At 61.5% G+C, this 23980-nt stretch carries 25 protein-coding genes; 9 read left to right on the top strand and 16 right to left on the bottom strand.

What is annotated here, in order from left to right:
- The first annotated feature begins 36 nt into the window (after window positions 1-36).
- Genes Q1A89_RS20880 through Q1A89_RS20870 form a run of 3 tightly spaced genes read left to right on the top strand, consistent with a single transcriptional unit; the run spans window position 37 to window position 1479 of the window.
- Window positions 37-789, top strand: coding sequence for a heme ABC transporter permease (locus tag Q1A89_RS20880; protein ID WP_299733207.1), 753 nt, complete (start codon window positions 37-39; stop codon window positions 787-789).
- Window positions 786-944 (top strand): heme exporter protein CcmD, encoded by a 159-nt coding sequence (gene ccmD / locus Q1A89_RS20875; RefSeq protein ID WP_299733205.1) that lies wholly within the window; start codon window positions 786-788, stop codon window positions 942-944. The genes Q1A89_RS20880 and ccmD overlap by 4 nt, the downstream gene beginning before the upstream one ends.
- Complete coding sequence (locus Q1A89_RS20870) at window positions 937-1479, top strand: DsbE family thiol:disulfide interchange protein (RefSeq protein ID WP_299733203.1); 543 nt, start codon at window positions 937-939, stop codon at window positions 1477-1479. The genes ccmD and Q1A89_RS20870 overlap by 8 nt, the downstream gene beginning before the upstream one ends.
- Before the next feature lie 51 nt (window positions 1480-1530).
- Here the strand turns inward: Q1A89_RS20870 and Q1A89_RS20865 are convergent, their stop codons facing one another.
- Window positions 1531-2274 (bottom strand): VPLPA-CTERM sorting domain-containing protein, encoded by a 744-nt coding sequence (locus Q1A89_RS20865; RefSeq protein ID WP_299733201.1) that lies wholly within the window; start codon window positions 2272-2274, stop codon window positions 1531-1533.
- Window positions 2275-2550: 276 nt separating this feature from the next.
- The gene (gene acnA / locus Q1A89_RS20860) at window positions 2551-5238 is read right to left on the bottom strand and encodes an aconitate hydratase AcnA (RefSeq protein ID WP_299733198.1); all 2688 of its coding nucleotides are present in this window, start codon (window positions 5236-5238) and stop codon (window positions 2551-2553) included.
- 249 nt (window positions 5239-5487) lie between these two features.
- Here acnA and Q1A89_RS20855 point away from each other — a divergent pair, with 249 nt between their 5' ends.
- Window positions 5488-6180 carry a thioredoxin family protein gene (locus Q1A89_RS20855; RefSeq protein ID WP_299733195.1) on the top strand — a complete coding sequence of 231 codons (693 nt, stop codon included), beginning with the start codon at window positions 5488-5490 and terminating at the stop codon, window positions 6178-6180.
- Between the two features lie 67 nt (window positions 6181-6247).
- Here Q1A89_RS20855 and Q1A89_RS20850 read toward each other — a convergent pair whose 3' ends face one another.
- The 6 genes from Q1A89_RS20850 to purB form a co-directional block, all read right to left on the bottom strand.
- A complete protein-coding gene (locus Q1A89_RS20850; RefSeq protein WP_299733192.1) occupies window positions 6248-7147 on the bottom strand; it encodes a lysophospholipid acyltransferase family protein in 900 nt (299 codons plus the stop codon).
- Between the two features lie 14 nt (window positions 7148-7161).
- Window positions 7162-8034 carry a DMT family transporter gene (locus Q1A89_RS20845; RefSeq protein ID WP_299733189.1) on the bottom strand — a complete coding sequence of 291 codons (873 nt, stop codon included), beginning with the start codon at window positions 8032-8034 and terminating at the stop codon, window positions 7162-7164.
- 226 nt (window positions 8035-8260) lie between these two features.
- Window positions 8261-9331: a FliG C-terminal domain-containing protein gene (locus tag Q1A89_RS20840; RefSeq protein ID WP_299733186.1), complete on the bottom strand. Its 1071-nt coding sequence runs from the start codon at window positions 9329-9331 to the stop codon at window positions 8261-8263.
- 77 nt (window positions 9332-9408) lie between these two features.
- Entirely contained in the window at window positions 9409-10014 is a 606-nt protein-coding gene (locus Q1A89_RS20835; protein ID WP_299733183.1) for a tetratricopeptide repeat protein, read from the bottom strand.
- A gap of 103 nt (window positions 10015-10117) precedes the next feature.
- Entirely contained in the window at window positions 10118-10282 is a 165-nt protein-coding gene (locus Q1A89_RS20830) for a hypothetical protein (protein WP_299733181.1), read from the bottom strand.
- Window positions 10283-10436: 154 nt separating this feature from the next.
- Complete coding sequence (gene purB, locus Q1A89_RS20825) at window positions 10437-11744, bottom strand: adenylosuccinate lyase (RefSeq protein WP_299733178.1); 1308 nt, start codon at window positions 11742-11744, stop codon at window positions 10437-10439.
- Between the two features lie 79 nt (window positions 11745-11823).
- Here purB and Q1A89_RS20820 point away from each other — a divergent pair, with 79 nt between their 5' ends.
- From Q1A89_RS20820 to Q1A89_RS20810, 3 genes are all read left to right on the top strand, one after another.
- The gene (locus Q1A89_RS20820) at window positions 11824-12159 is read left to right on the top strand and encodes a hypothetical protein (RefSeq protein WP_299733176.1); all 336 of its coding nucleotides are present in this window, start codon (window positions 11824-11826) and stop codon (window positions 12157-12159) included.
- Window positions 12128-12562 (top strand): DUF6314 family protein, encoded by a 435-nt coding sequence (locus Q1A89_RS20815; protein ID WP_299733173.1) that lies wholly within the window; start codon window positions 12128-12130, stop codon window positions 12560-12562. The genes Q1A89_RS20820 and Q1A89_RS20815 overlap by 32 nt, the downstream gene beginning before the upstream one ends.
- A gap of 80 nt (window positions 12563-12642) precedes the next feature.
- Entirely contained in the window at window positions 12643-13242 is a 600-nt protein-coding gene (locus tag Q1A89_RS20810; RefSeq protein WP_299733171.1) for a biotin transporter BioY, read from the top strand.
- 188 nt (window positions 13243-13430) lie between these two features.
- On the opposite strand, the gene Q1A89_RS20805 is transcribed toward Q1A89_RS20810, so the two are convergent.
- The 3 genes from Q1A89_RS20805 to dddP form a co-directional block, all read right to left on the bottom strand.
- A complete protein-coding gene (locus Q1A89_RS20805; protein WP_299733168.1) occupies window positions 13431-14642 on the bottom strand; it encodes an alpha/beta fold hydrolase in 1212 nt (403 codons plus the stop codon).
- Between the two features lie 167 nt (window positions 14643-14809).
- A complete protein-coding gene (locus Q1A89_RS20800; RefSeq protein WP_299733165.1) occupies window positions 14810-16462 on the bottom strand; it encodes a peptidoglycan-binding protein in 1653 nt (550 codons plus the stop codon).
- A gap of 447 nt (window positions 16463-16909) precedes the next feature.
- Window positions 16910-18250, bottom strand: a complete 1341-nt coding sequence (dddP, locus tag Q1A89_RS20795) for a dimethylsulfonioproprionate lyase DddP (RefSeq protein WP_299733162.1) — start codon at window positions 18248-18250, stop codon at window positions 16910-16912.
- A gap of 133 nt (window positions 18251-18383) precedes the next feature.
- Between dddP and Q1A89_RS20790 the strand changes: the two genes are divergently transcribed.
- Window positions 18384-19499 carry a S41 family peptidase gene (locus Q1A89_RS20790; protein WP_299733159.1) on the top strand — a complete coding sequence of 372 codons (1116 nt, stop codon included), beginning with the start codon at window positions 18384-18386 and terminating at the stop codon, window positions 19497-19499.
- Between the two features lie 42 nt (window positions 19500-19541).
- On the top strand, window positions 19542-20306 hold the full coding sequence (locus tag Q1A89_RS20785) for a DUF3445 domain-containing protein (RefSeq protein ID WP_299733156.1): 765 nt from the start codon (window positions 19542-19544) through the stop codon (window positions 20304-20306).
- A 9-nt stretch (window positions 20307-20315) separates the two neighbouring features.
- Here Q1A89_RS20785 and Q1A89_RS20780 read toward each other — a convergent pair whose 3' ends face one another.
- From Q1A89_RS20780 to Q1A89_RS20760, 5 genes are all read right to left on the bottom strand, one after another.
- Entirely contained in the window at window positions 20316-21113 is a 798-nt protein-coding gene (locus Q1A89_RS20780) for a lytic transglycosylase domain-containing protein (RefSeq protein WP_299733153.1), read from the bottom strand.
- Window positions 21114-21218: 105 nt separating this feature from the next.
- Window positions 21219-21581, bottom strand: coding sequence for a hypothetical protein (locus tag Q1A89_RS20775; protein ID WP_299733150.1), 363 nt, complete (start codon window positions 21579-21581; stop codon window positions 21219-21221).
- A gap of 30 nt (window positions 21582-21611) precedes the next feature.
- Window positions 21612-21905, bottom strand: coding sequence for a hypothetical protein (locus Q1A89_RS20770; protein WP_299733147.1), 294 nt, complete (start codon window positions 21903-21905; stop codon window positions 21612-21614).
- Between the two features lie 142 nt (window positions 21906-22047).
- The gene (gene glnA, locus Q1A89_RS20765) at window positions 22048-23451 is read right to left on the bottom strand and encodes a type I glutamate--ammonia ligase (protein WP_299733144.1); all 1404 of its coding nucleotides are present in this window, start codon (window positions 23449-23451) and stop codon (window positions 22048-22050) included.
- A gap of 36 nt (window positions 23452-23487) precedes the next feature.
- Window positions 23488-23826: a P-II family nitrogen regulator gene (locus Q1A89_RS20760; RefSeq protein ID WP_299733141.1), complete on the bottom strand. Its 339-nt coding sequence runs from the start codon at window positions 23824-23826 to the stop codon at window positions 23488-23490.
- Between the last annotated feature and the right edge of the window lie 154 nt (window positions 23827-23980).

The following is a 23980-nucleotide window of genomic DNA, read 5'->3' as shown; positions in this document are numbered from 1 at the left end:
ATTGAGAAGGGCGGGCCTAGGCCTTAGATAGTCGACATGTCACTTTGGGAATATGCCAATCCGGTCAAGTTCTTGGGTCTGAGCGAACGGGTCATGCCGTGGCTCTGGGGCTTTGCCGCCGCGTGCCTTGGTGTCGGGCTGATCTGGGGGTTTTTCTTTACCCCGGATGACTTCCGTCAGGGATCGACCGTCAAGATCATCTACCTGCATGTGCCTGCGGCCTTCATGGCGATCCAGGCCTGGTTCATGATGCTGGTGGTCTCACTCATCTGGATCATTCGCCGCCATCACGTGTCGGCCCTTGCGGCCAAGGCCGCCGCCCCCGTGGGCGTGGTCATGACGCTGATTGCGCTGGTGACCGGCGCGATCTGGGGCCAGCCGATGTGGGGCACGTGGTGGGCGTGGGATCCGCGCCTGACCTCGTTCCTGATCCTGTTCCTGTTCTACCTTGGCTATATCGCCCTTTGGGAGGCGATCGAGGACCCGGACACGGCGGCTGATCTCACCTCGATCCTGTGCCTTGTGGGCACGGTTTTTGCGGTTCTGAGCCGTTATGCGGTGAACTTCTGGAATCAGGGGCTGCATCAGGGCGCATCGCTGTCCTTGGACAAGGAAGAGAACGTGGCGGACGTGTTCTACATCCCGCTGCTGGTCTGCATGGCGGGGTTTGTGCTGCTGTTTCTGGCCCTTGTGTTTTACCGCACGGGCACCGAGATCCGGGTGCGCCGGACCCGTGCGCTGATCGCGCGTGAGGGGCGGGGCGCAGCTGCTCAGGTGGAGGGCGCATGATCCCTGATCTTGGAAAATACGCGGATGCGGTGCTGTCGGCCTATGCGGTGTCGATTGCGCTGTTGGTGGGCATCGTGGCCCTGAGCCTGTGGCGCGGACGGCGGGTGCGGGCGCAAATGGTCGAGGCCGAGAAACGGGCAGGGCGCAATGGCTAAGGTCTCGCCGCTGATGCTGGCACCCATCGGCATCTTTGCCGGGTTCGTGGCGCTGGCCGCCGTGGGCATGTTTCGCGACAATCCCAATGAATTGCCCTCGACCCGGCTGGGTGGGCCGGCACCTGAACTAACGAGCGACACGCTGGGCGATCTGCCGGGTGTCACGCCTGAGATGCTGGCCAGCGGAGAGGTGACGTTGGTGAATTTCTGGGCCTCGTGGTGCCCGCCCTGCCGGGCCGAACATCCGAAGCTCTTGGAGATGGCCGCCGAGGGTGTGCCGATCATCGGCGTGAATTTCCGCGACACCGAAGGGGCGGCGACACAATATCTGGACGAGGACGGCAATCCCTTTGTCGGTGTCGCCTTTGACCCTGCGGGCCGCTCGGCCATCGACTGGGGTGTGACGGCCCCGCCCGAGACCTTCATTCTGGGGCGCGACGGGACGGTGCTGTTCCGCTATATCGGCCCGCTGGTGGGGTCGGATTACCAGCAGCGCTTTGTCCCGGCGCTGCAAGAGGCGCAGGCGCAAGAATAACGCCCGAACATTCACATGTCCGGGCGCGCTGCGTGCTGAAAAGTCTTTAACTTATGCTTTGCGGCGACGGTGCATGAACGCCATCAGGCCAAATCCACCCACCAGCAAAGGCAGGCTTGCCGGTACAGGCACGGCTGGCACCACGTTGAACCGGAAATTGTCGACAGCACCCGATGCGCCACGGGTGTCGGTTGCGCTGCGCTGGAAGAACACGGTGATCGTGTCGTTCTGGGTCAGCAGGGCGGTCGAGGCGAAATCGACCGAACCGGTTGTGTTATCAAAAGCGCTGCCATTGCCATTGTCCACGGTGCCCAGCAGCTGTGCGCCGAAGTTGAACAGGTAAAAGCCGTCATCCAGAGCGGATGCGCCTGTCCATTCCAGCGTGATGTCGGTCAGCAGGGTCAGCGTCAGAAAGCTGGTGTTGGCGTCATCGTCGGGGCGACCGGGATTGCCGGCTTCCTGCTGGATCAGGACGTTGCCCGCCACGCCTTCGGCATTCATCTGGTTGAACACTTCGAGGTCGGCATCACCGGCACAGCCATTAGTGCCAAAGCCGTAGCTGCAGGTTGTGTCAAACAGGCCAACGCCCGCACCACCGCTTGATTCAACGCGCCAGGTCACACCGCTGTCGGTAAAGTCGCGGGGGCTGGAAATGGTTTGTGTGGCCGAGCTGTCGAGACTGGCGACTTCGGCCGCGTTGGTCGGATCAGCATCGAAGTCGAGGACATAAGTTGCAGCAGATGCGGCAGAGCCCATCACGGCAAAAGTGACGGCAGAGAGAATTATACGTTTCACGGAACCCATCCAAATCTTAACAGAAACTTAACCTACCATGTGGACAGGGGGGGTGTCCAAGTTTTGCCATGTTTTGGTGTACTTAAAACCGGAGCGAGAATCATTTCCCGCCATGCACGAAAATTGTTCGCTCGGCGCGAGAAAACGCGCAGGCACCCAAAGATTGTTTCCCGGAATGATGGCGCGAATCGGGCGCTGTGCTCAGGCGATTCGCATGAAAAAACCCGCCGGGGGCGGGTTTTTCCGGTCTTTTGATGTGGCGCGTGAGGGGCCGGATCAGGCCGCCTGAGCAAGGTTGCGCAGCACGTAATGCAGCACGCCGCCATGCTCGATATATTCGATCTCGATCGCGGTATCGATCCGGCATTTGAGCTGGATTTCTTTCGTCGACCCATCGGCCATCTGAATCGTGCACGGCACCACTTCGAGCGGCTTGATGGTGTCGAGGCCGGAGATGGAGACCGTTTCCTCACCCGTCAGGCCCAGCGATTTGCGCGTGTCCCCACCGGTGAATTCGAACGGGATCACACCCATGCCGACAAGGTTCGAGCGGTGGATACGCTCAAAGCTTTCAGCGATCACCGCCTTGACGCCCAGCAGGGCCGTGCCCTTGGCCGCCCAGTCGCGGGACGAGCCTGCGCCGTATTGTTCACCGCCAAAGATCACCAGCGGGGTGCCCGCGTCCTGATGCGCCATGGCCGCGTCAAAGATCGAGGTCTGCTGCCCGTCGGGGCCCTTGGTATAGCCACCCTCGACGCCGTCCAGAATCTCGTTCTTGATGCGGATGTTGGCGAAGGTGCCGCGCATCATGATCTCGTGGTTGCCGCGACGCGAGCCGTAGGAGTTGAACTCGCGCGGGGCGACCTGACGGTCCATCAGGTACTGGCCTGCCGGTGTGCTTTCCTTGAACGACCCGGCGGGCGAGATGTGGTCGGTTGTGATCATGTCGCCGAGAATGGCGAGAACTTTGGCGCCCGAGATATTCGAGATCGTGCCCGGCTCTGCCCCCATGCCCTGGAAGTAGGGCGGGTTCTGCACGTAGGTCGAGGTCGGCGGCCAGTCATAGGTCAGCTCGTTCGTGGTTTCGACGCCCTGCCATTTCTCGTCGCCCTTGAAGACATCCGCATATTTGGTCTGGAACGCCTCGCGGGTCACGGTGGCCTCGACCAGTTCCGCGACCTCCTGGCTGGAGGGCCAGATGTCTTTCAGGAACACGTCATTGCCGTCCTTGTCCTGCCCGATGGCGTCTTTGGACAGGTCGATGTCGAGCGTGCCGGCCAGCGCATAGGCCACCACAAGCGGGGGCGAGGCGAGGTAGTTGGCGCGCACGTCCGGCGAAATTCGCCCCTCGAAGTTGCGGTTGCCCGACAGAACAGCCGTCGCGACCAGATCGCCATCGGCGATGGCCTTGCTGATCTCGGGTTGCAGGGGCCCCGAGTTGCCGATGCAGGTGGTGCAGCCATAACCGACGAGGTTGAAGCCGATCTTGTCCAGATCGTCCTGCAGTTCCGCCGCCTCAAGATAGGCCGAAACCACCTGAGAGCCGGGCGCGAGTGAGGTTTTCACCCATGGCTTGCGGTTGAGCCCCAATGCGGCGGCCTTGCGCGCCACGAGGCCCGCGCCGATCATCACGTACGGGTTCGAGGTGTTGGTGCACGACGTGATCGAGGCGATCACGACCTTGCCCGACTCCATCGCGTAATCTTCGCCTTCGACCGGCACCTGTTTGCCCATGGGGCGCTTGAAGGTCTCTTCCATCTCGCGCTTGAACGCGGCCTTGGCATCTGTGAGGGCCACGAAATCCTGCGGGCGTTTGGGGCCCGAGATCGCTGGTACGATGGTGCCCATGTCCAGATGCAGGGTGTCGGTGTAGATGGGGGCGTAGTCGTCGCCGCGCCACATGCCGTTTTCGCGGGCATAGGCTTCGACCAGCGCGATGCGGTCCTCGTCGCGGCCTGTGTTGCGCAGGTAGCGCAGTGTTTCGCCGTCAATCGGGAAGAAGCCGCAGGTGGCGCCATATTCGGGGGCCATGTTGGCGATTGTCGCGCGATCCGCGAGCGGCAGGCGGTTCAGGCCCTCGCCGTAGAATTCGACGAATTTGCCCACCACACCTTTTTCGCGCAGCATTTCGACAACCTTCAGAACGAGATCGGTGCCGGTGGTGCCTTCCATCATGGTGCCGGTCAGCTCGAAACCGATGACTTCGGGGATCAGCATGGAAATGGGCTGGCCAAGCATGGCGGCCTCGGCCTCGATCCCGCCAACACCCCAGCCAAGGACGGCGGCGCCGTTGACCATGGTGGTGTGCGAATCCGTGCCGACCAGCGTGTCGGGATAGGCCACCTCGACCCCGTTCTGGTCGGTGTCGGTCCAGACCGTCTGGCTGAGATATTCGAGGTTCACCTGGTGGCAGATGCCGGTGCCGGGGGGCACAACGCGGAAGTTGTTAAAGGCGCTCTGACCCCATTTGAGGAAGGTGTACCGCTCCATATTGCGTTCGTATTCGCGGTCCACGTTCATCTGGAAGGCACGGGGGTTGCCGAATTCGTCGATCATGACCGAGTGGTCGATGACCAGATCGACGGGGTTCAGCGGGTTGATCTGTTCGGCGTCACCGCCAAGGCTGACGATGGCGTCGCGCATGGCAGCAAGGTCGACGACCGCAGGCACACCGGTGAAATCCTGCAACAGTACGCGGGCGGGGCGATAGGCGATTTCCCGCGGGTTCTGGCCACCCTTGTCGGCCCAGGTCGCAAATGCCTTGATGTCATCGGTGCTGACCGTCTTGCCGTCTTCAAAGCGCAGCATGTTTTCCAGCACCACCTTGAGGGCCGCCGGCAGCTTGGTGAAATCGCCAAGACCGGCCTCGGTTGCAGCGGGGATGGAGTAATAGTCAATGGACTGTGCACCAGCGGTGAGCGTCTTGCGCGTTTTTGCGGAGTCGTGGCCAACTGTGATGGGCATGGGGGAATCCTTTCCTTGCGGCGGCGGGGGGCAGTTTGATCACCTCATGCCTTAAGCGGGGCATTGGTTCAACTGGAATTGAGCCGCTTGTGACGTTTTTGTATACCGTGGTGTACCGAAAATGAAGGCTGTGTCCAAAATCGCGCTGTCACATATCCTCAACAAACATTGATTGGCGCATTACGAGCGGCTTTCGTATGTGGGTAGGGTATCGCAAAACACGATCAAATCACAAATCGGGCTGCCTCAATGAAATATCTGATCCCTCTGGTCTTTGCCGTCTTCGGCACGTTCAGTGCCCCTGCCACGGCGCAATCGCCGGTGGTTGTCGAACTGTTCACCTCGCAGGGCTGTTCGTCCTGTCCGCCGGCAGACAAGCTGATGCACGAGCTGGCCAAGCGGGATGACGTGATCGCGCTGGCGCTGCATGTGGATTACTGGGATTACATCGGCTGGAAAGACGAGTTCGCGAACCCGTCCTATTCGGACCGTCAACGTGGATACGCGATGGAGGCCGGGCGTCGCTCGGTCTACACCCCGCAGATGATCATCAACGGCACCACCGACATTGTCGGTGCGCGGCCCATGGACCTATCCAAGGCGATTTCCGAACATCAGACAAAAGCCTCTCCCGTGACGCTGACCGCCGTGCGATCCGGTGATGTGGTCACGATCAAGGCGACAAGCACGCAACCCAATGCCGAGATGCTGGTGCATATGGTGCGCTATCAGCCTGAGCGCACGGCCCGCATCACCCGCGGCGAAAACGCAGGGCACACGCTGGCCTATGCCAATGTCACGCAGGATTGGAAAATCCTGCAGCAATGGGACGGGGTCACCGATCTGGAGCTGGACGCGCAGGCCCCCGGTGACATTCCGGTTGTGGTGATGGTGCAGGAAGGGCGGCACGGCGCGATCCTTGCTGCGGCGCAGATTCGCTAATATTTCAAACTTGAACTGACGCTTTGAGGCCCGTGGCCTCGGGCGGAAGAGGCGCGCGTGATCGCCCCTAGCCTTGCGGCGGTGCCCGCCAGCGCCGCGCCACCCACAGCCATTGCCCCGGATGGGCGCGGATGCGCGCGCCGATGCTGTCATTCATCGCCTGCGTCATGGTGAGCGGGTCGGAGTGTGGGATGGGCTCTTCCATGACACAGTCGAAACTCATGCCGTCCGGGCCGCGAATGCCGAAAAACGGGATCAGCAGGGCGTCATAGCGCAAGGCCAGCTCTGCCGCCGAAATCGCGGTGTGCGCCGGGTGGCCGAGAAACTCCAGAACCGGCGCGTCTATGACGTGCTGATCGAACAGCAGCACCAACTGCCCGCCGCCCTTGAGGTGGCGCACGAATCCGGCGGTGCCTTTGCGCCCCTGGGCAAAGACAGGGCCACCCAGATCATACATCGTGCGCACGTAATGGGCATTGAAATAAGGGTTCGACATGTCGCGGTAAAGTCCACCCACGTCAAAGCCCTGACCCAGCAGCGTGGCGCGCACAGCCTCGTAATTGCCGAAATGGCCGGTGACCAGGATGACCGGCTGGCCCCGGGTCACGGCGGCCTGGAGATGTTCAAGACCGCCGCCCGAAATCGGCGCGTCCTTTTGGCGGGCCAGCAGATCGCGGGTCGAATAGTTCTCGATCAGAGTGCGGCCTGCATTGTCGAGGCTGGCGCGCGCGATACGGCGATGTTCGGCATGGGGCAGGTGGGGCATGGCAAAGGCGACATGGGCCTCGGCCCGGGCCAAGAACCCGGCGGCAGGGCCAATCAAGCGTGACATGATCCAGCCCAGAAACGGCACGCGCCAGCGATAGGGCATGGCCAGCGCCGCCCCGATACAGGCCCGCGCCACGGCATTTGTGGCGAAATACCCCGCCCGTGTCAGCGCCGGAATGTCGTCTGGATCGTGTCGCATCGCCACCTTGTGTTTCAGCGTCCGCCGGGTGCGTGCGCTTCGCGATGCCAGACATAAATCCCCGCCCCCGCGATCACAAGCGCGCCCAGCAGGGTCAGCGCATCGGGCACTTCGTCAAAGAGGGCAAAGCCAAAGACCACCGCAAAGACGATTCCGCTGTAATTGAACGGGGCCAGCAATCCGGCCTCGGCCTGGGAAAGCGCGCGGATCAGCATGAGCTGCCCGGCCGTGCCCACAGCACCGATCATCACCAGCAGCGCGCCGCTGCGCAAATCGAGGGCGGGCATGTGAAAGGGGACAATCGCGCTGAGGATCACAGCACCTACGAGGCCGGTGTAAAACAGCGAGGTCCAGACGTCTTCGTCCGGGCCAAGGCGGCGGGTGATCAGCGTGTAGCTGGCAAAACAGAAGGCGGCGACGAGGGGCAAAAGGCTGGCGGGCTGGAACACCTCGCTGCCTGGACGGATCACGATCAGTGCGCCCAGCAGGGCCGCGAGGATCGCGAAGATGCGGCGCGGTCCCAGCGCCTCCCCCAGAAACAGTGCGCCCCCGAGCGTGATCAGCAGCGGGTTCATCATCATCACGGCCGTTGCATCCGCCAGCCCGATCTGCCCCAGCGCCAGAAAGAAGAAGAACGTGGCCAGCATCAACAGCACCGAGCGGGCGATCTGAAGTTTGGGATATTGGCTGCGGGTGACCTGACGCAGGCGAGGCGCCACCAGCAGGATCACGATGATCATCTGCCCCGCGTAACGCGCCCAGAGGGCAGGGACGGTGCCGGTCACCGGACTGACCGCCTTGACGGCGGTATCCATGAGGGAAAAGCAGAAGATCGCAGAGACAGCCAGCACTATGGCGCGGGTCGGAGGAGGGGCGTGCTGACTCATCCGCTTGGCATAGGGGGTTTGGGTGGTGAAGGGAACGGGCGGTGTGGTCTGGCGAAGGCTTTGCAGTGAAGGACTGACCCGATTGTTGCGGCCTGTCGGCGTGCAAGTGGAAGCAGCCAAGAACGGGCGTGCTACAGCGTTGGGTCAGTCAGTGAGGGCCACGAATTTGCTGACCCGCCATGGGGTCGGTCGTGGATGACCGCCCATCCACCGCGATCCGCAATGCCTAGTCCTCATCCGGGCTGACCAGCATCAGATCGCCCGACGCCTCCATCGCGCGGATGCTGGTGACGATGGCCGACATGGCCGCGTCCGTGTCGGCGGTTTTGGGTGTGCCAGCCTCTGCCACCTCTTCGCGCAGCTGATCGGCAAGGCGCGCGGACATGTTTTCGAGGATGAAATCCACGCTTTTTTCCATGCCCATGCTGCCAGCACCGGCCAGCGCCGTGACCAGATCGCCCTGATCGATGTCGCGCAGCACGCGCGGGATGTCACGCGGCGCGATGCGGTCGGGGATGTTGCCGAAGGTGAAGATCGCCTTGCGCACGGCGTCGGCAAAGCCCTGATCGGATTCATCAAGGCCGGTCAGCACATCGTCGCGTGTCATCGACGTGGTGGAGTTCAGGATGGCTCCGACCCGTTCGGCCGGGCCGTCGTCAAAGGCGCTGACAGGGCGGGAATCGAGCTGGCTCGCCAGCGACAGGCCAATGCGTTCCACAGCATCAGGGCTGATCGCGCCGGTCTTGGACACCGCGTAGGTGATCTGGCGGGCGCGGGGGCCGGGCAGTTTGCCCAGCAGGGCAGCAGCCTTGGTCACATCGAGTTTGGAGAGCATGACGGCTGCAATCTCGATGCTTTCATGTTCCATCACGGGCACAAGGATATCGCTGTCCATCGCCTTGATCCGGGCCCATGGATTGCCGCTTTCGCGCACGCCGGCCTCTTTGCGCAGGCGGGCGGCGGTGTGTGGGCTGATCTTGCCATCAAGAGCGTTGAGCGCACCGGCCATGCCGCCGGGAAAGCTGAGGCCGATCCGCTCAACCTCTTCGGCGAATTCGGCGACCACGGCCTGCAACGTGTCGCGATCGACCACGCGCATGGCCCCCATCGCCTTGGTCAGATGGGCCTGCAACTCGTCGGGCAAATCCTCAAGCGGGATATCGGCGCCCTCGTTCAGCAGCAAACGCACCACGATAGCCGCCTTTGCCCGGCGGCTGAGACGTACGGTCGGTAAAGAAGAACCGCCGCCCGACTGCATCAGCGCAGGGGCGGCGGACATAGGTACCAGTTCGGTCATGTCCTGCCTAAAAGCTGTTTGCGACAGTTCTGGCAGGCAATGGTTGAAAAACTCTCAACCGATGACCGGGATGGGGATCAATAGTTGTAAGTCGATCCGGTCTGAATGGCATCGCGCAGAGACGCTTCGGCCCATGTGCCGGCGCCGCCCCGCTCTTGGATTTCGCGCAGCTGCGTCATGGCGGCAACCTTGTCACCCGCGGCCAGTTTGCCCTGACCCATGTAGGAGCGTGCCAGGATGTTGTCGGGGTTCACCGTCAGGGCCTGCTCATAGTAGAGGTTGGCCTGTTCCAGATTGCCCAGCTTGCGCGCGGTAAAGCCGCGATAGGTCAGCACGCGGTCATCCAGTTGCTCGGGCATCTGGTCGAGGACCTGAATGGCTTCGTTGTAGCGGCCCGCATAGGCCAGTTCACGCACGGCCTTATACAGCGTGTCGCTGTCCAGATGGGACGTCTTGTCGGGGCGCACGCATTTTTTGATGTCGGCATCCCACACGCCGTTCACCGGCTCGGAGAAGCGTACGTATTTCTTGGTCTCGGGATCCCACTGGCGTGCCTGCAGGCAGTTCTGTGTGGTTTCCGTTTTCTTGGGCTTGGCATCGCTGCCGCCGCCAGCGGCAAAGCCGGTTGTGGGCAGGGCGAGGGGCAGGGCGATGGCTGTAGTCAGGATCAGGGTACGTAGCATGTCAGGTCTCCGATTTTGGACGCGCTTGGGTTGATGATATCAGTACAACCCCGCACGCCCGCATTTTATGCGATCACGAAGCCGTGAGCCTGCGAATAGATGCTCAGCCGGTTGTGGGAAGGCAGGTTTTGGAGGCCGCGTCATAGGTGGTTCCGTCCGCACAGGACATCGCCTGCTGGTCGTGTTTGCCGTAGTTGCAGCCCTGTGCGAAGGCCAGTGCAGGGGCGAGGGTGAGCGCAAGTGCCACGGCGAATGTCTTGGTCGTCATCAGTCGTCTCCTTCATGTTCCAGATGGGACGAAGGTAGAGCAGATCGGGCGGCGTTCAAAATCAATTCTGACGCGGGTGCATGCGCATGCGCCTTACTGCTCAATCGAAAAGCGGTCGGACCGTATGGCGCAGGTGTCCTGCGCCCAAGCCGGTTCAGTTCTCGCCAAATACGCGGGCAAAGATCGTGTCCACATGTTTGGTGTGATAGCCGAGGTCGAATTTCTCTTCGATTTCGGCTGGGCTGAGGGCGGCGGCGACATCCGCGTCGGCCAGCAGTTCCTCTTTGAAATCAGTACGATGTTCCCAGACCTTGAGTGCGTTGCGCTGCACGTAAGTATAGGCGTCCTCGCGGCTGACCCCGGCCTGGGTAAGAGCCAGAAGCACCCGCTGGCTCATCACGAGGCCGGGGAACTTGTTCATGTTGTCGAGCATGTTTTCGGGGAAGATCAGCATTTTGTCGATCACACCCGTGAGGCGGGCCAGCGCAAAGTCGAGCGTGATGGTGGCGTCGGGGCCGATCATCCGCTCGACCGAAGAGTGGCTGATATCGCGTTCGTGCCAGAGCGCGACATTCTCCATCGCCGGAATCACTGCCGAGCGGACCATGCGCGCAAGCCCTGTGAGGTTTTCGGTCAGCACCGGGTTTTTCTTGTGCGGCATCGCGCTTGAGCCTTTTTGGCCCATGGAGAAAAACTCCGCCCCTTCCAGCACTTCGGTGCGCTGCATGTGGCGGATTTCGGTGGCGATGTTTTCGATGCTTGAGGCGACAACGCCGAGCGTGGCGAAAAAGGCCGCGTGGCGGTCGCGCGGGATCACTTGGGTGGAGATCGGTTCTGGCACGAGGCCAAGCTGGTCGCAGACATGCTCTTCGACGGCAGGGTCGATATTTGCGAAAGTGCCAACCGCGCCGCTGATGGCGCCTGTGGCGATTTCGGCGCGTGCATCGCGCATGCGCGAGAGGTTCCGATCCATCTCGGCATAAAAGCGGGCAAAGGTCAGACCCATCGTGGTGGGTTCGGCGTGGATGCCGTGGGAGCGGCCGATGCGCACCGTGTCCTTGTGTTCGATCGCGCGGCGTTTGAGGGCGGCGAGCAGTGCTTCGATGTCCGCGACCAGCAGGTCAGCGGCGCGGGTGAGCTGGACGTTGAAGCAGGTGTCCAGAACGTCCGAAGATGTCATGCCCTGATGCACAAAGCGCGCCTCGTCACTGCCCACATGTTCGGCGAGATGGGTGAGGAACGCGATCACGTCATGCTTGGTCACCGCTTCGATCTCGTCGATGCGGGCCACGTCGAATTCCACGTCCTTGGCTTTCCACACGGCTTGGGCGTTTTCGCGGGGGATCACGCCCAGATCGGCCATGGCGTCGCAGGCATGGGCCTCGATCTCGAACCAGATGCGGAACTTGGTGGCCGGCTCCCAGATCGCGACCATGTCGGGGCGGGAATAGCGAGGGATCATGGGCGGCACCTTTTTTGACTGTCAGTTGGGTTGCCGCGCTCTTAGACTGCGCGCAGCAAGACGACAAGATGAAGGCCGGATGATGAGACGCTTTGCCCTGATTTTGGCGCTGTGCGCGCCCCAAATCGCCCATGCGGACTGGGTGGTGTTGCGTGGGGCAGAGATCCGCGCGGCCCTGGAAGGGCGTGTGCTGGCCTATGAGAACGCAACCCAGGATTTCCGCGCCTCGGGCAAGACGCTTTACACCACAAACGGGCGCGACAGTTGGGGCAACTGGCGGGTCGAGGACGATCAGTATTGCAGCCAGTGGCCGCCCTCGGATCTGTGGGCCTGTTACGGGCTTGAGCGGGACGGGGCGGCGGTGCGTTTTGTCGGAGAGCGCGATGACATCACGATCGGTGCCTATGCCGACTGAACGGGTTCTGGCCGATTTTCTGGGCCGTTGGGAGATTGCGCGCGAGATTGTGCCAGCGTCGGGGCCGCGTGCATCCTTTTCCGGCCATGCGGAGTGGTCTGCGGCGCCCGGCGGGGCAGAGTATTTTGAGACCGGAGTGCTGCATCTGGACGGTGCGCCGCCGATGACGGCAGAGCGGCGATATCATTGGGCCGAGGATTTGTCGGTGCGTTTTGGGGATGGGCGCGACTTTCATCAGGTGCCGCCTGCGGGCGGGCAGGCCAGCCATTTTTGTGACCCCGACACCTATCTGGTCACGTATGACTTTTCCGACTGGCCTGCATTCACGGTGCGCTATGACGTAAGTGGGCCGCGCAAGGATTACGTGATGATCAGCCGGTTCAGGCGGGCCGGGGCGGGGTAAGCCGCCCCCTTTGCACTTGCAGAAATCCCGGCACCTTGGCACAAGATGGCAAGGTTTTTCACATCACAAGGCGAGAATTCATGGAAACAACGTGGAATAACAAGGTGCTGAGCGACGTTCTTGGTGCGGATGAGGGTGTGGCCCTGCGCGTCAAGCAGGTGGTTCTGGTTCTGGTGGGTATCGTGGTTCTGGCCGTGGCGGCCAAGATCAAGGTGCCGATGTGGCCGGTGCCGATCACCATGGGCACATTTGCCGTTCTGACCATAGGGGCCGCCTATGGGGCGCGTCTGGGTCTGGTGACGATCCTTGGCTACATGATTATCGGTGCGCTGGGCTTTGATGTGTTTGCAGGCTCGTCGGCCGAGGCCTACGGACTGTCCTACATGATGGGTGGTACGGGCGGCTATCTGGTCGGCTACGTGCTGGCCACGTTGGCGCTGGGTGCGCTGGCGCAGCGCGGCTGGGACCGCTCGGTTGTCTGGATGGCGCTGGCGATGCTGATCGGTACCGTGCTGATCTATGTGCCGGGCCTGTTGTGGCTGGGTCAGCTTTATGGCTGGGACAAACCGATCCTCGCCTGGGGTCTGACACCGTTCCTGATTGGCGATGCGCTGAAGCTGGCGCTGGCCGCTCTGGTACTGCCCGGGGTATGGGCGCTGGTGGGCCGCGCGCGCGGCTGATCTGCCCCACCTGATCTGCCCGGTCTGATCTGATTGAGAGGCGCGCATCCCTGCCGGGCTGCGCGCCTCGTTTCATTTTGGTGCCTTTGTCCGGCGTTCTCGCATCACGCCCGGTCGGCGCACATGTCCACCCGTCCCTTCGGGGAGGATTTTTTCAAATCAGAGAAGAGGGACGCGGTGCTTTCTTCTCAGGGTGCGAGTTCGGTGATCACCGTTGAGCTTTGTTCGAGCGTGCGGTGCACCGGGCATTTGTCGGCAATTTCGAGAAGGCGGGCGCGTTGCTCACCATCGAGCGTGCCGCGCAGGGAAATCAGCCGTTTCCATTCGTCGATTTTGTCGCCGCTGCCTGTATCGGCGTCCTGAGCGTGCACCTTGTTGTGGCTCACATCGACCGAGACATGTTCCAGCGGCCAGCCTTTGCGCCGCGCATACATGCGGATCGTCATCGACGTACAGGCCGCAAGTCCGGCGCTGAGCAGCCCGTAAGGGGACAGGCCCTGGTTGGTGCCGCCATAGGCGCGCGGTTCATCCGCGAGGATGTGGTGTCGCGTGCCGTGGGTGATGTCCTGCAGGTAGCCGTTCGGGTCCGCCTCGGAGCTGCGCACGATCCCTTCGGGCGCGCCAATCGGCGGGGCGGGTGGTTTCAGGGCGAGGTATTTCTTGGCCCATGTGGCGATGATGTCGGCGGCATATTCGGCATGTTCCGCCCGGGTGATCAAATGGTCTGCATCATCGAGCGTCACAAAGCTTTTGGGATGTTTGGCGGCCATGAAAATCTGGCTGGCATTGTCGATGCCGACGATTGTGTCGCCCGGTGCGTGCAGCACCATCAGCGCGGCGTTGAGTTTTGCGATTGCCGGCGACAGCGCCTCGGCTTTGACGTCCTCGACAAAGGTCTGCCCGATGCGGAAGGGACGTCCACCAAGCGAGACCTCCGCCGCACCTTTGGCTTCGATTTCGGGCAGGGCTTCGGCAAAGTTGTGGGTCACGTGGCCGGGATCAAAGGGCGCGCCGAGGGTCGCGACCGCCTTGATCTGTGGCAGGTCGGCAGTGGCCTTGAGCACGGCTGCCCCGCCCAGCGAATGGCCGATCATCAGGGCCGGGGGCATGTCGCGGTCGTTGAGGTAGTCCACGGCGCGCGCGAGGTCCGTCACGTTCGAGGTAAAGGAGGTGTTGGCAAACTCGCCGTCGCTGTGCCCCAACCCGGTGAAATCAAAGCGCAACACGGCGATGCCCAGCGTCGTCAGGCGTGCGGCCACGCGGCGGGCTGCGGGGATGTCCTTGCCGCAGGTAAAGCAGTGGGCAAAGACCGCCGTGGCCAGATGCGGACCGTCGGGCAGGTCAAGACGTGCATCCAGCGTGCCTGCGTGGCCGGGAAAGGTGATGCGTTCGGTGGGCATTGTGATGTTCCTTCGTGTTGCCCTCAGGATGGGGAGTCAGCGGGGCATTGTGAAGGGGGGTGTAATATGGGTGACGGGCTTGTGTTGCCTGCGACACGGGCGCGCGCTGCATAGGCGCGCGCCATTTTGGGCGGTGTGACATCAGAAGTGGCGGGGAAGGGCCAGCCCTAGTTTGCCTTTTCCAGCTTTTTGTAGTGCTTGCCGACCTCGTCCTTGATCAGCTTGTCCAACTCGTCATGCAGCGCCTTGGATTTGCGCAATTCGGCCTCGTAAAGCTTGCCCAATTGCTTGTCGTTCTCGGTGCCGCTGGCCATGTCCACGGTCTTGAGCACGGCCGTTTCCGTGATCTTGCCGCTGACCTTTTCCGAAAGGTTCTGGGCGATGTCGGGTCCGTGCTTGAGCAGGACCTTGGTCAGGTTGTCCTCGTCCGGATACAGCTTGCGCAGGAAATCGGGCGCGCCCTTGAGGTATTTGGAATAGACCAGCTTGCCCACCACAAGGCTTGTGCGGGCGGGCCGGTCGGCGCTGAATTTGGACAGGGCCTTGCCGATGCCCCCCTTGAGCAGGCCCGCAGTTGCCGCCTTGAAAAACGCATCCTGAAAATCCTTGCCGGTGATCTTGCCCTTTTCGATGCCGGTCTTGAGCAGCATGAAGGTCTCTTTGGCCATATTTTCCATATAGGCCTGACCGGCGCCGGATTTCAGGAAAGAGGTGATCATCTTGTCGATGGCCTCTTTGGGGATCTTGCTGGTGCCGAGTTTGGAAAACAGCTGCACCGAGAAATCGCCTGCGAATTTCTTTGCCATGGCAGGGCCGAGCTTGCCAGTGATGGCTGCACCGGCCCCGGCAAAGAACATGTCGAGCGCCACCTTTTTGGCGGCCCCCTCGAAGGTCACGTTGTTGCCTGCCAGAACCTCGCCCACCTGTCCTGCGCTGGACTTGATGCCCTCGACCGTGGTGGCGGCGAGGATCTGGGCCTCGTAGGGTTTGATCTTGCCCTTGGACTGGATCACGATCTGGGCCGTGACATAGACCTCGACCACGGTAAATGACGTGTCGCGTACAATCTCAAGCGAGCCTGCAAAGGCGCTGGCCGTGCCGATGCGGGCATCGATGTATTTCTTGAAGGCCTTCTTGCCCGCATTGTGGGCCTTGACCGCCTTGGTTTCCTGCGCGCTGATCTTTTCCCAGTTCGGCTTGGAATGGGTGGTCAGGGATTTGAGGAACTTGGCCTCGCTGCGGGCATTCAGAATGGCGTTCCACGGCGGTTCAGCGGCCTTGTTGGCCCAGCGGACGGTGAATTCCGTCATCTGCATCATGAACCCGTCGGTCCCTTGCATGGTCTTTTCGGCGCCTTGGGCAAAGCTTTCCCAGGATTCGGCCTGTCCGATCAGCCCGTCGGCGCGGTTGGAGAACTTGCGCAGCATCTCGGCCTGACGCTTTTCGAACTCCTTGATGGTGATGTGTTTGACCTTGCCGTTCTCGGTGATCTCGACCCGGTTGGCGAGTTCCTTGAGGTTGGCCTCGTGTTTTGTCTTCAGCTTGCCGAAACCGGCCTTCCAGCTTTTGCCGCCGGGGTCGATGATGCCGTCGGGTTTCTTGAAGCCGCAGGCGGATTTCTGAAAGGCACGGATCGCCTTGATGACCGAGGCGTTGACCTTGCCGTCGATGGGCACCTTGTAGCCGTTGGCGATCAGAAAAAGCTGCACCATCTTCACGTCTTCGGGCTTGTTCGCCACCGGCTTGAACTTTTGCCCCTTCTTGTCGGCGATGGTGATGCGGTTCTTGTCCCCGACGGGGGCGGTGATGGCGAGGCTCAAATCGTGATCTCCCTAAAGCGAGGCAATCCGGGGCGTACGCTACCGGATCGCGGGCAGGCAATATGTCCGGCAGCTTAGGGTGAATTCGAAAAAAGACAAAGGTCAGGAAAACCCGAAGTTGGAAGGTGCAGGATGATGCACGTCGGGGAAAGGCGGTTCGGTCTCCATTTGGTGCCAGTGACGGTACGCACCCGGATCGGAGTCAAGCCGAAGGCGCCGATCCATCGCCAGTCCGCCCGAACGGGCTGGCGATTTGGCTTTGCTTGGTGCGACAGGCGAGCGGAGAGATAACCCTGATCCATAAAGGGCCCGGGAATGTGTGTGCGTTCGCCATCCCGCGGACTGGCGATGGATCAGCGCAGCGCTCGCGTTTTTCTGCGTTAGCTATGTCGTGTAGTAGATTGAATTGGATGGATAAAATCCTAAAAATCTATACTCACACCCAACCTAAGCTCCCATCAACGCCGTATCAAATGGATAGGTCGTGAGGTTCTCGAACCCATCCTCGGTCACCAGAACCTGATCTTCGAGCTTGATCGAGAAATCTGCGCCCACTTCGCCAACCGAGGCCTCGACGCACAGCACCATGCCCGCCTCAAGTGGGTGGTCGAAGGCGCCGGGCACGGCCTTATCCGGGTAGGCGACAAGGGGCCATTCATCGCACAGGCCCACCCCGTGCATCAGGCAGCCGTATTTCTGTGCCTGAAACTTGTCGTCCAGCACATGGGTGTTGGCGGTCAGTTCGGGGATCATCACGCCGGGTTTGATCATCTGCATATTGGTCTGGATATGCTCGACCGCGTGCTGCATCGCATAGATCATGTCGGGGCGTGGTTTCTGATCCCCGATCCACCAGCTGCGCGAAATATCAATGCAGATCCCGTACGCGCCAATCAGGTCGGTATCAAACGAGATGATCTCGTTTTGCTGGCACACCCGCCCGCCACATTCCTGAAACCACGGATTGGTGCGCGGCCCTGAGGCCAGCAGGCGGGTTTCGATCCATTCGCCACCACGCTTGATGTTTTCGGCGTGCAGCACGGCCCAGACATCATCTTCGCAGGTTGTGCCGTCGCCCACATTGGCGCGGGCGAAATCCTCCATCGCGCGGACCGAGGTCTCACAGGCGTGATTGGCGCAGCGCATGGCCAGTACCTCGTCCGGGCCCTTGATCGAGCGGGCCTTTTCGGTGACCTCCTCGCCGTCCATGATCTCGAAACCTTGTGCCTCAAGGGCGCGGGCGCCGTGCAGCATGATCTTGTCCACCGCAAGGCGCGTGTTGCCACCGCCATGTTCGGCGATCAGATCGCGGATTTCAGCGGCCAGTGGGTCAGCCACGTCCATCGGCCTGTCCCCGGCGGAAAAGTAGAACATCGACGCGCCCGACCGCACCTCGCGCACCAGCGGGTTGAACGAGGACAGGAACGGTGCATTCTTGTAGTCCCAGATCACCATGTACCCGTCCGCACAGACCAGCACCGCCCGGAACGGGTTGTGGGTATTCCAAAGCTGCATGTTGGTGCTGTCGGTGGCATAGCGGATGTTGAGCGGGTCAAACATCAACAGCCCGCCATAGTCGCGGTCCACCACGTGTTGGGTCAGCCGTTTCCAGCGATATTCGCGCATACTCGCGAGGTTGGGCAGGGTCAGCCCCGCGGCCTCCCATTCGGCAAAGGCCAGTTGCGTTGGCCCGATCTCGATCCGGTCCGCATCATTGGGTGTGCCATCGCCAAGGGTGGGTCCGCGACTGGGGTCGATCTTGCGGATTTCGCGATAATGCCGGTTCATGGCGCCGCCTTTTCTTCTGTTTGGGCCAGATTGGGCGGGATTTTGCGCCTGTGTTTGCCGATTTGCGACGCGTCGGGGCGTCGTTTTTCTGAAACCGGTTGGACGGCGCGGGGGGATGTTGCACTGTGCGGAGATGGGATTTGCACAGGATATCGAGGTGATCGAGGCGGTTATGCGTGGCGGTGATCCGGCCTTCGTCCGGGTGCCGAATGACGTGTTGGACCACGCCCTTGAGGCCTTGCGCATGGCGGCATCAGGCGGCAGGGATCGGTTTCTTTTGGCCGCGATCGAGGCTGTTGCACTGGGGCGGAACGGGCACAGCCGGGTGATCCCGAATGCGGCCGTCTCGGTGATCCCCAAGCGCATCGTGATCCGCGATGGCCATCCGGTGCTGGTCGAGCAAGGGCGGGCCACCCGCATTCTAAGCGTCGATGGCATGCCTTGCGCGCGCATCATGGCGGACTGGGCGCCGATGTTGGCGGGTAATGCAGCGCGTCAGCGGGTGCTGTCGGGGCTGATGCTGGGATGGCCCGCGGCCTTGCGGCGGGCCGGTGTTGGGGGCGGGGATGACATCCGCTACCGCCTTGTCACCGGGGCCGAGCGTGTGTTTTCGCGCAGTGCCATTGTGCCCGCCTTGCCGCTTTATCCTACGGGTGAAAGCGGAATGCTGGTGCCGGGGCAGGATGATCACGGCTTGCCCAATGGGGCGCTGCTGGAGTTGCGTGAGGGTCTGTGGTGGTGGCGGATTGCCGATCTGATGACCCTTGATGCTTCGGAGGTTGTCAAAGGCGTTGCCGAGATGTCGGGATCAGAGTCAACCAATGTCGTCATTGATCTGCGCGGAAATCCGGGCGGTAGTTTTCTGAAAGCCTTGTCGCTGATTGACTGGTTGCGCCGTGAATGGGGCGGGACGCGCTGTGCGGTGCTGGTGGATGAATACACATTTTCGGCCGCCATCGTGACGGCAACCTTGCTGGCCCACCATCTGGGTGATCGCGCGCGGCTGTTTGGTGCGCCGATGGGCGATGATCTGGCCTTTTTCGCGGAGGGCGGCACAACTCCGCTGACCGACAGCGGCGCGCATCTGCGCCATTCCAGCGCGTGGCATAACTGGCAGACGGGCCGGGCGGATCACACCACCCCGCCAGAGATTGCGGCGCATTTGATCGGGGCGGGCGAGGTGCGCGTCACACCGGTCGTGCGGGCGGCACAGGTTGGCGCGGCACATGCCTTTGCGCGCGGCGATTGATCCGACTGGAACAGGCGCGCGCCGCGTGGCACAGATGCGGGCATGAGCGCCCCGATCCTGCACCGCAATCTGCCCGAAGATATGCATAGCGCACGCGCCTTGCCCGGTATTCAGCCCGAGCGGGGACCGTGGCTGCGCGTGGACGAGGCCTATCCCGGGCAAATGGCGCGGCGCGAGGAATTGCTAAAGACGCGTGCCGATGATGTGCTGTTCCTTGATCCGGAGGCCAAGGCGGCGGCGCAGGAACTGCTGGCGCTGGTGATGGCGTCTCTGCCGGACCTTGGATTTGATGTCGACGACCATCTGGTCACCTGCCCGGACCGGCGTAAGGTGGACGTGTCGTCCACCCCGCCGCTCGCAGTTCTTGGGCGGCTCGTGCAGAACGACTTTGTGCTGATGGAAAAGCGCGGGGACCAGCATGTGCTGACGGGGGCTGTGCTGTGTTTTCCCGCCTCGTGGCGGCTAAGCGAAAAGGCCGGGCGGCCGCTGACGGACATCCACATCCCCGTGCATGAATATACCGACGATCTGGCGCGGCGGGTGCAGCGGTTGTTTGATGGCATTCAAGTGGGGCGTCCGCTGTGGCGGTTCAACCAGCTTTGGTATCAGGACCCCGAACTGTTCCAGCCCCGCTCGGCGTCCGAGCCGCGCCGGGTGGGGGCGGGTCTGGCCACGGGGCCATATTATCGCTCGGAACGGCAGACATTGCTACGCTTGCCCGACAGTCAGGCGGTGGTTTTTGCCATTCACACCTATGTGCTGGCGCGGACAGATGTGCCGGGTGTGGAACCAGGCCAAGGCGAATAGAGGCGAGGCCTACCCGTCTATGCGCGCGCCCATAATGGCGATGGCCTGCTGGTAGACGGTGGCCGCATTCCACTGCTTGATCACCGCGAAATTGGGCTGGCCTTCCTGATAGCCCTTGCCCGGTTTCCAACCCTTCTGGCGCAGGAAATTGGCGGTCGAGGCCAGCGCATCGGTCTGGTTGTAGAAATCCACCCGCCCGTCGCCATTGGCATCAATCCCATAGGTCAGCGCATTGCCGGGCAGGAACTGGGTGTGGCCCAGCTCCCCGTGTTTGGCGCCTTTGGTGGCGCCCGTAATGGCACCCTGATCGACCAGTTTCAGCGCGCCGATGGCGTGGGGCGCAAAGAAATCGGAACGGCGGCAATCATAGGTCAGCGTGACGATGGCCGAGACAACCGAACTGTCGCCCATAAAGCCGCCAAAGGCCGTTTCCATGCCGTGAATGGCGATCAGCACGCCTGCGGGCACGCCGTATTGGCGCTCGAGCGCGGCGTAGAAATCGGGGCTGCGTGCCTTGCGCTTGCGCCCTTGGGCAACAATCGTATCAGCGCCGCGGATTTGCATGAACTTGGGCAGTGAATAGCGAAAGGATTTCTGGTTGCGATCAGCAGCGATGGTGCGCGTCGCATATGTCGCTTGGGCCAGTGCCTGAAGGCCTGCCGATTTGACGCCCGCGCGTTTGGCCTCTTTGGCGAATTCGGGTTTCCATGCCTCAAAGCCTGCGCTGGTGTTGCCGCAACTGGCCGCATGGGCGGCACCGGACAAGGCCAGACAGGCCGCAATTGCACTTATGGATTTGAACATCATACCCGCACTCCATCACCGTTTTGCACAGACTAGCGGATTTGGATGGGATTGGGAAAGTCCACGCGGGGCACGTGCGCGTGCTTGTGCCACTCGGCGCGGGTAGCTTCAGTGGCTGAGGATCATCTTTTGCATCTGCGTCATGCCCTCAAGGTCTGGATCGTTGTTCATCCGCCTGATCTCGTCCTCGCTCATCGTGTCGCGCAGCGCGGATTCCAGGTAAGAGACCTGGCGGCCGTCCTCGGATCTGGGGAACAGGATCGCGATGTCATCCCAGACATAGCCAATCAGCCCCGCCATCAGGGCCAGACCCAGCACAGACGACACCAGTTGCCAGCGCATCGGGGGCTTTGGCGCCGGGCGCAAGGTCGGCGTTTCCGACCTTTTCGGTGCTTCGGGGCGGGATGCTTGCGCGGGCTGGTTTGCCCGGATGCGTGCGAGGCGTTGTTCGAATTCGGTGTTTCCGGTCATGCTCAACCCTCGTGTTTGAATTGCTTTGCGTCAGTTTGTGATCGGATCGGAGGTGTTCGAGTCCAGAAGGCTGACCCGCTGCGCCTCGTCCGGTGCGGACATCAGACGCGCGATGTCGTCGCGCGCAACGGCGATCAGACCGGCAAGCAGGGCAACGCCCACAACTGTGGCGATGATGGGCATCGGCCAGCCGGGGCGGGGCGTCGGGATGGTGCGGCGGATATCGTCTTCGGACGGGACATAGACACGCTGCGCCCGCTTCCGCGTGCGGGACTGGATAAGCTTGAGCCTCCGTTCAAATTCACTGATCGATTCCATCTGCATGGGCCCGTTTCTGCGCGTGAGGCTTCGTGGTTAACGCAAGATGATGGCCGTATTTTGACCCTGCCAAGGCGGCGAAATGGGGCGAGCACAAAAAAAAGGGCACCCGTGAAGGTGCCCTTTCAAGTTTAGCTGCCAGGGAGGATCAGCAGCTGTAATACATGCCGAACTCAACCGGGTGAGGGGTGTGTTCGTAAGTGGTGATCTCTTCCATCTTCAGCTCGATATAGCCGTCGATCTGGTCCTTGGTGAACACGTCACCGGCCAGCAGGAAGTCCATGTCTTTTTCCAGCTCTTCCATCGCTTCGCGCAAGGAACCGCAGACCGTTGGGATGCCGGCCAGCTCTTCTGGTGGCAGATCGTAAAGGTCCTTGTCGGATGGTTCACCGGGATTGATCTTGTTCTTGATTCCGTCAAGGCCCGCCATCAGCAGAGCGGCAAAGCACAGGTAGGGGTTGGCAGACGGATCGGGGAAGCGTGCCTCAACCCGCTTGGCCTTGGGCGAGTCGGTCCATGGGATACGCACGCAGCCCGAGCGGTTGCGGGCCGAATAGGCGCGCAGCACAGGGGCCTCGAAGCCGGGGATCAGACGCTTGTAGCTGTTGGTCGAAGGGTTTGTGAAGGCGTTGAGCGCCTTGGCGTGTTTCAGGATGCCGCCGATGAACCACAGGGCCTCGTCCGACAGATCGGCGTATTTGTCGCCTGCAAACAGGGGCTTGCCGTCTTTCCAGATCGACATGTTCACGTGCATGCCAGTGCCGTTGTCGCCCGCGATGGGCTTGGGCATGAAGGTGGCCGACTTGCCGTAGGCGGCGGCCACGTTGTGGATCACGTATTTGTACTTCTGCAGCTCGTCACCCTGCTTGGTGACCGAGCCAAAGATCAGGCCCAATTCGTGCTGGCAGGACGCCACCTCGTGGTGGTGCTTGTCGACCTTCATGCCGAGGCGCTTCATGGTGCTCAGCATCTCGGAGCGCAGGTCTTGCGACTCGTCCGTTGGGTTCACGGGGAAATAGCCGCCCTTGACGCCGGGGCGGTGGCCCATGTTGCCCATCTCGTATTCTGTGTCGGTGTTCCAGGACGCATCCGTTGCATCAACTTCGTAGGATACCTTGTTGATACTGTTGGAATAACGTACATCGTCAAACAGAAAGAACTCGGCCTCGGGGCCCATATAGGCCACATCACCGATGCCGGTGGCTTTCAGATAGGCTTCAGCCTTCTCGGCTGTGCCGCGGGGGTCGCGGTCATAGGCCTCGCCGGTGTCGGGTTCCACAATCGAGCAGTGCACGCAGATCGTCTTTTCCGCATAGAACGGGTCGACATAGGCGCTGTCCTGATCGGGCATCAGCTTCATGTCCGAAGCTTCGATCGACTTCCAGCCCGCGATGGAGGAGCCGTCAAACATGAAGCCCTCTTCGAGGAAATCCTCGTCGACCTGATCGGCCATGACGGTCACGTGCTGCAGCTTGCCACGCGGGTCGGTGAAACGGATGTCGACGTATTCGGCATCTTCTGCCTTGATCATGTCGAGAACGGGGTTTGCCATGTGCGGAAAATCCTTCCTGTCTTTAGGTGTAGAGAATTAAAGCGCGTCCGAGCCGGTTTCGCCGGTGCGGATGCGGATGGTTTGTTCAACGGGGGTGACGAAGATCTTGCCGTCACCGATTTTCTCGGTTTTGGCCGCGTCCACGATGGCAGCGATGGCCGCATCGACCTGATCATCGTCCAGCACAACCTCGACTTTGACCTTTGGAAGAAAATCGACCACGTATTCCGCGCCGCGATAGAGTTCTGTGTGCCCCTTCTGGCGCCCGAACCCTTTGACTTCGATGACAGAGAGACCCTGAACGCCGACCTCTTGCAGAGCCTCTTTGACTTCATCAAGCTTGAAGGGCTTGATGATCGCTTCGATCTTTTTCACGGGGGTGGCCTCCCTTTGCCATATCATGTGGGTCGGGTGGACCATTTCCCGGTTTGGAAGGTCCATGGGATGGGGTACAGATTGTTCAGGATCGTGTGTGATTGTGTGGCGTGCGCCTGACGATTGGGCGATGCGCACAAAAAATAGGCAAGAT

This window comes from uncultured Tateyamaria sp. (genome assembly GCF_947503045.1).
Classification (GTDB): domain Bacteria; phylum Pseudomonadota; class Alphaproteobacteria; order Rhodobacterales; family Rhodobacteraceae; genus Tateyamaria.
This window is presented reverse-complemented; position numbering and strand designations above follow the sequence as displayed.